Source organism: Psychromonas marina (assembly GCF_030161115.1).
Classification (GTDB): domain Bacteria; phylum Pseudomonadota; class Gammaproteobacteria; order Enterobacterales; family Psychromonadaceae; genus Psychromonas; species Psychromonas marina.
On record NZ_BSPQ01000022.1, the window covers coordinates 1 to 6,375 of the forward strand.

The 6,375-nt window shown below is 38.0% G+C and carries 3 protein-coding genes and 1 rRNA gene; all 4 read left to right on the forward strand.

Annotated features, from left to right (window positions below; genetic code table 11):
* Positions 1-168: 168 nt before the first annotated feature.
* The 4 genes from rrf to QQK09_RS17825 all read left to right on the forward strand — a co-directional run bounded on the left by rrf (position 169) and on the right by QQK09_RS17825 (position 5,984).
* Positions 169-284: ribosomal RNA gene (rrf, locus tag QQK09_RS17810) — 5S ribosomal RNA — on the forward strand.
* A gap of 340 nt (positions 285-624) precedes the next feature.
* Positions 625-1,648 (forward strand): IS630 family transposase gene (locus tag QQK09_RS17815; RefSeq protein ID WP_284205532.1). Its coding sequence is split into 2 segments (ribosomal slippage): positions 625-1,079 and positions 1,078-1,648, totalling 1,026 coding nucleotides; the frame shifts between segments, so codons are not numbered across the junction.
* A gap of 448 nt (positions 1,649-2,096) precedes the next feature.
* Complete coding sequence (gene putA, locus QQK09_RS17820) at positions 2,097-5,249, forward strand: bifunctional proline dehydrogenase/L-glutamate gamma-semialdehyde dehydrogenase PutA (protein WP_284205533.1); 3,153 nt, start codon at positions 2,097-2,099, stop codon at positions 5,247-5,249.
* Between the two features lie 21 nt (positions 5,250-5,270).
* Entirely contained in the window at positions 5,271-5,984 is a 714-nt protein-coding gene (locus QQK09_RS17825) for a hypothetical protein (RefSeq protein WP_284205534.1), read from the forward strand.
* Positions 5,985-6,375 lie beyond the last annotated feature (391 nt).

The window sequence follows — 6,375 nt, forward strand, 5'->3', positions numbered from 1 at the left end:
ACCCGTGAGGCTTAACCATACAAACTCTAAGAGTTTTGTAGTGTTTACCAAGACTTGTCAAAGAAGACATTAAAATATATGCGCTTGCGTAACGTATTTTACTAATACAAGCCTGATTGAACGAACGAATTCAAAGAACAATAACAGCTTTTCTAATTAACTTTTTAGCTTGGCGACAATAGCGCTGTGGTCCCACCTGATCCCTTTCCGAACTCAGTAGTGAAACGCAGTTGCGCCGATGGTAGTGTGGGGTCTCCCCATGTGAGAGTAGGTCATCGCCAAGCGCCTAATACGAACAATCCCTGTTGACTCACGTCAGCAGGGATTTTTTCGTTTTAGCCACTTGATAAATGGGGCCTACTCTCGCATGGGGAAGGTGGACAGTCTGCCGTAGGTAGTATCAAATCATGGGATAGTAGGGCGAATTGTGCGACAGCACAGGTTTATGAGCAATGTTCACCCATCGCCAAGCATCTCTGCGTATCAATAAATTCCCAAAGAGAAAATACATATCGGGCTTCGCCCAATTGACGGCCTAAAGACCGACCTACAGCTGTACCTGATTGTTTATACCAATTCCATTAATTTTGTGATCTAATAAGGTACAATTTAAAGGTGCTGAATATGACTCAAGAATTATCTAAAATCATTAGCTCAACATCAGATGCGAGACTAAAGCTTCGCTTATTAGCGGTTTCTCACTTCCTCGATGGTAAAAATAGAACTCAAATATCTGAATACTTAAAAGTAAGCCGAACGAGTGTTAATAGCTGGATACAAACCTATTTAATACACGGGATTTCAGGGCTAAAAGAGAAAAAGCATACAGATCGTCCAAAGGGGTTAAGCGTAGAACAGCTCTCTCAACTAAAAGAATTTGTTGTTTCATCAGCTGTAAAGGCTGATGGTGGCAGGCTACAAGGGAAAGATGTCCAGTGTTATGTTTTGACAGAGTTTGGCATAGAGTATAAAAAATCCAATATTTACAACCTGCTACACGAACTAAATCTTAGTTGGATCACGATGCGCTCAAAGCATCCTAAACAATCAATTGACGCACAGGAAAGTTTTAAAAAAATTCCAAATAAAAACGATCCTTAAGATCCCTGGTCATGTGGCTTTAGATCGTGTGGATATCTGGTTTCAAGATGAGGCTCGGTTCGGGCAACAGAATACAACCACTAAAATATGGGCTGAAAAAGGCACGAGACCACGTGTCGTTCAGCAACAACAATACACTTATGCCTACCTGTTTGGTGCTGTTTGCCCGACCAATGGTAAAACAGAAGCCATTATTGCACCGTTTAGTAATATGGAAATAATGAAAGAACATCTAGCACTCATTGCAAACGCAACTGAGGCTGGCCGGCATGCTGTAGTGATAATGGATGGTGCGAGCTGGCATCAAGAATACTTAGGCGACGCATTCCCCAATTTAAGTATTATCCACATCCCGCCATACTCTCCAGAATTAAATCCAATTGAACAAGTCTGGTCATGGATGCGACAAAATGAAATTGCTAATCGCGTTTTCAGAGATTATGACGATATTGTAGAAAAATGCGCTAATGCTTGGAATCATTTCAGAAGTGACATCAATAGAGTTATTTCATTATGTTCAAGATCGTGGACTAATCTGACCAATTAATTAATGGAATTGGTATAAATTGAACAAAAAAATGATTAATAATCATTTTTGAAATGCATTTCGATTAAAAGTAACCATTGCGTATAGCGAAGATCACGAAGCGATGGTTTACGAACACTGTCCAGCCATCTGCTAGCGCCTCCGTGTATCAATAATATTCCTAAATAGAAAATTCATATAAGATTTCGCCCAATTGACGGCCTAAAGACCTACCCCCAGTTGTATCTCATTTTTTCGTTTTTCGTGTATATCTTTATAAAACTAGATATTTACCGCAAAGATAAGTTTTAAATTGCTTTTGGGGTGGAAATTACACGTTTTTATCGTACTTTATAAAGGCTCTCTTAATACAGTATTTAATTATATTTCTATTTTTAATTCTTTTTTAATGCATTCCTAATATTTCCTGCCTGACAGATGTTGTTTTATAAATTGTTTGAGGACGAATATGACTAAATTTATAGCATTAGACACACTTCAAGAATCATTTATTAATCGTCCTCTAGCCGAACTTTGGTCATTTATATCTCCACTATATATGGTCAATGAGGATTATTGGTTGAAACAGTTATTACCTTTGGCCTCTGCATCGAACAAAGAAAATACAATAATTAGCAATAATGCTTCTGAGCTTATTAATAGAGTGCGAGCAGATAAGCAGGCTATTCAAATGATAGATGCACTTTTACTTGAATATAGCTTAGACACTAAAGAGGGGATTCTTTTAATGTGTCTTGCTGAGGCATTGATGCGTATTCCTGATAAAGAGACTGCAGATGCATTAATTCGCGATAAGTTAAGTGTTGCAGACTGGCAATCTCATCTAAAAAATTCAGATTCAACTTTTGTTAATGCATCTACATGGGGATTATTACTTACTGGTAAAGTGATCAATATTGATAGTGTTAAAAAACAAAAATCATCGAGTGTTATCAACCGACTAGTTAATAAGCTTAGCGAGCCCATAATTCGAAAAGCAATGCATCAAGCAATGAAAATAATGGGCCATCAATTTGTCTTAGGACGTAATATCTTTGAAGCTCAAAAAAATGGTAAATCTTTCACTAATCAGGGTTATGGTTATTCCTATGACATGCTTGGAGAATCGGCGTTAACCAGTGCAGATGCAAAAAAATACTTTGAATCATATATGTCTGCTATTGAATCTGTTGGTGCAGCTCAGAATATAAGCAATAAAATTAAAATGGCAGCAAGTGTTTCTATTAAATTATCTGCATTACACCCTCGTTATGAAGTGTCCAATCAGGATCGCGTATTATCCGAAATGTACGATTCGTTTTTAACGTTAATTAAACGCGCAAGAGAGTTAGAGGTTAGTTTGACGATAGATGCTGAAGAGAGCGATCGTTTAGAACTTTCACTTCTTTTATTTGAAAAGCTTTATTGCAGTGATATTAACCGTGGCTGGGGGAAATTAGGTATTGTTGTCCAAGCATACTCTAAACGTGCACTATCGGTGCTGACTTGGCTAGCTGCTTTAGCAAAGAATCAAGGAGATTGTATTCCATTACGGTTAGTGAAGGGCGCTTATTGGGATAGTGAAATAAAGTTGTCACAACAAAATGGTTATGCTGCTTACCCTGTTTTTACTCGTAAAGAGGGAACAGATGTTTCCTATCTAGCTTGTGTGCGTTTTCTATTACAACCTCATATTAAAGGTATTATTTACCCGCAATTTGCTAGCCATAATGCGCATACTATCGCGTCAATTGCTGCTATGGCGACACATCAAAGTTACGAATTCCAGCGCTTGCATGGCATGGGAGATGCTTTATATAAACATGCCGTTGACCTATTTTCTAGTAATGTACGTATCTATGCTCCCGTGGGTAGCCATAAGGATTTATTACCCTATTTAGTACGTCGTTTATTAGAAAATGGTGCTAATAGCTCCTTTGTACATCGTCTGGTTGATGCAAATTGTCCACTGGCAACACTCGTCGAACATCCCGTTGAAACGCTTCTGAGTAGGCCTAGTTTACATAATGGTTTAATTTCTCTGCCCCCTGCTATTTTTTCAGAACGAAAAAATTCTTATAGCGTAAATATAGATATAAAAAGTGAAGCAATACCGCTTCAAGCATCTATTGATAAATATATGGGGATCATTTGGAAAGGTGGCGCGATTGTTAATGGGGTGAAGATCTATGGAGATGATGTTATAGATGACAAAAACAGATACAAAATGACAGCCCCTTATGATCGTAATATAGAGATAGGTTCGGTGTTATTTTGTAATAAAAAACAGATTGAAGCTGCAACGGCTAGTGCTTATGAATATCAGCCTACATGGTCAGATAAAACAGTTTTAGAGCGTGCAACATATTTAAATAAACTAGCTGACCTTCTAGAGCAAAATATGCCTGAGCTAATTGCTTTATGCCATAAAGAAGCAGGTAAAACAATTCATGACAGTATTGATGAAGTGCGCGAAGCGGTGGACTTCTGTCGATACTATGCAAGTCAGGCGCAAGAAATATTTAAACCTGGACAGGCTACCACTGGTTTCGATGATATTACTCGACAGATTAAACGTCAGGGAAAGGGGGTTTTTGTTTGCATTAGCCCATGGAACTTTCCACTAGCAATATTTTTAGGTCAAATATCAGCAGCTTTAGTTAGTGGCAATACAGTATTAGCTAAGCCTGCAGAGCAAACATCATTAATTGCTTCGCGTGCAATGGAATTAATACTTGAATCAGGTATTCCTGTTCAAGCAATCCATCTATTACCGGGTACGGGAGTTGACGTTGGTAGTATTTTAACAACTGATATACGCATTACAGGCGTTGTTTTTACTGGTTCAACAGAAACAGCGCAATCCATTAATCGCTCATTAGCGCAAAGAGATTGTAAACCTGCAACGCTTATTGCAGAAACTGGTGGGCAAAATGCCATGATTGTTGATAGTACTGCTTTACCTGAGCAGGTAGTGCGTGATGTTTTACGTTCTGCATTTGCTTCAGCTGGACAGCGTTGTTCTGCGCTGCGGGTATTGTTTGTTCAGCAAGATATTGCTGATAGAGTCATTGAACTGATCAAGGGGGCAATGCAAGAACTACGAATTGGTTTGCCCTATCTACATAGTACGGATGTTGGTCCTGTTATTGATAAAAAAGCTAAATATAAGTTATCGGCACATATCGATGAAATGATTAAAAAGAACAAACTAATTGCACAGTTACCTTTAGATGATAGTTGTGAGTTTGGTGATTTTGTTCCACCAACAGCTATTGAGATAAGTAATTTGTCACAATTAAAAAATGAACAGTTCGGGCCAATTTTGCATGTAATTCGCTATAAAGCAGGAAAAATAGATGATGTTGTCGCACAAATTAATAATACTGGTTTTGGTCTAACGATGGGGATCCATAGTCGGAATGAAGCAGTGTACAGTGAAATTGAAAAATGTAGCCGTGTAGGTAATTGTTATATAAATCGTGATCAAGTTGGCGCTGTTGTAGGCGTCCAGCCTTTTGGTGGACAAGGATTGTCAGGTACAGGGCCGAAAGCAGGTGGACCGCATTACCTAATACATTTTAGTAAACAAGTTTTTGTTAACCCTTCTTCCGCTTGCTAATTATTGATTAGGAGATAACTGATGAGTGAACAAGTCGATAATATTATTGCGCATGCACACACAAACTGGAACAGTTGGAATAAGGTAAGTTGCAGTGCACGTACAGAGGTATTGCTTAATTGGGCGGATGATATTGAACAATTGTCTACGTTAGGACCAGCAGCAAGCAAGTTGGTTAAATATCAAATAAAAAATGGCTTAGCGTTAATTGAAAATGAAAAAGTAATGCCAGGTCCAACAGGCGAGAGTAATGAGTTATATACATCTGGCCGTGGTGTTTTTGTTATTCATTGTAGCGAAGATGCTCCGCTTAGTGCGATAGCCGCAATAGCATCTACTTCATTGTTGGCAGGTAATTGCATTATTCTAACCTTACCAAATGGAAAGTGTGAAAATGCTAATCAAATTAAGTCCACTCTTATTAATGCCGGTATACCAGAAAGTGTCGTACAAGTATCACCGATTGAAATAAAAAATACCTTGATCAGTGATCCGTCGATAGCGGGGCTTGTTTATGTAGGTCAACTTAGTGAATCTATACAATTAAATAGGCTACTAGCAGAGAAGAAAGGATTGCTGACACAGCTAATTTTAGAAACAGAGCTCAATTCATTAAATAGCATAATAGATAAGTATTTCATTTTACGTTTTATCACAGAGAAAACTCGTACAATTAATATCACTGCAGTAGGCGGAAATGCAGCACTATTAGAACTAGGTTGTGGTGATATTTAATCATACTGGAACTTTTCTACTCATTAACTTTTTGATTATGGGTAATCACTTAATCTTTTGATCCTTTTTAAAGAGGACAAATCACTAACTAAACTCGAAATTGGGTTATAAATAGAAGTTAAATCGCCTTTATAGGAGATAAAAACATCTTTTTGTTTGTTTAGTGAGCGAACGAATTTTTATAGTCAATAAACCCTTGCGAATATGATTGAACTCCCTATAATACGCCGCACAGACAAGGACTGAGGCGCAAGCCACTAACCTAGTCGGAACCAACAAGCTCCTAGAGTTTGAGTCGAAAATCTTAGTTAAAATAAGGTATTGACAAGGTTCACAGGTAGCGTATTATACGCACCTCGCCGAAAGGCACGCTCTTTAACAATTTAATCAA

Excerpts from the sequence above, each read along its gene's own strand:
- QQK09_RS17825 (WP_284205534.1), top strand. The coding sequence starts at position 5,271 with ATGAGTGAACAAGTCGATAATATTATTGCGCATGCACACACAAACTGG.
- putA (WP_284205533.1), top strand. The coding sequence starts at position 2,097 with ATGACTAAATTTATAGCATTAGACACACTTCAAGAATCATTTATTAAT.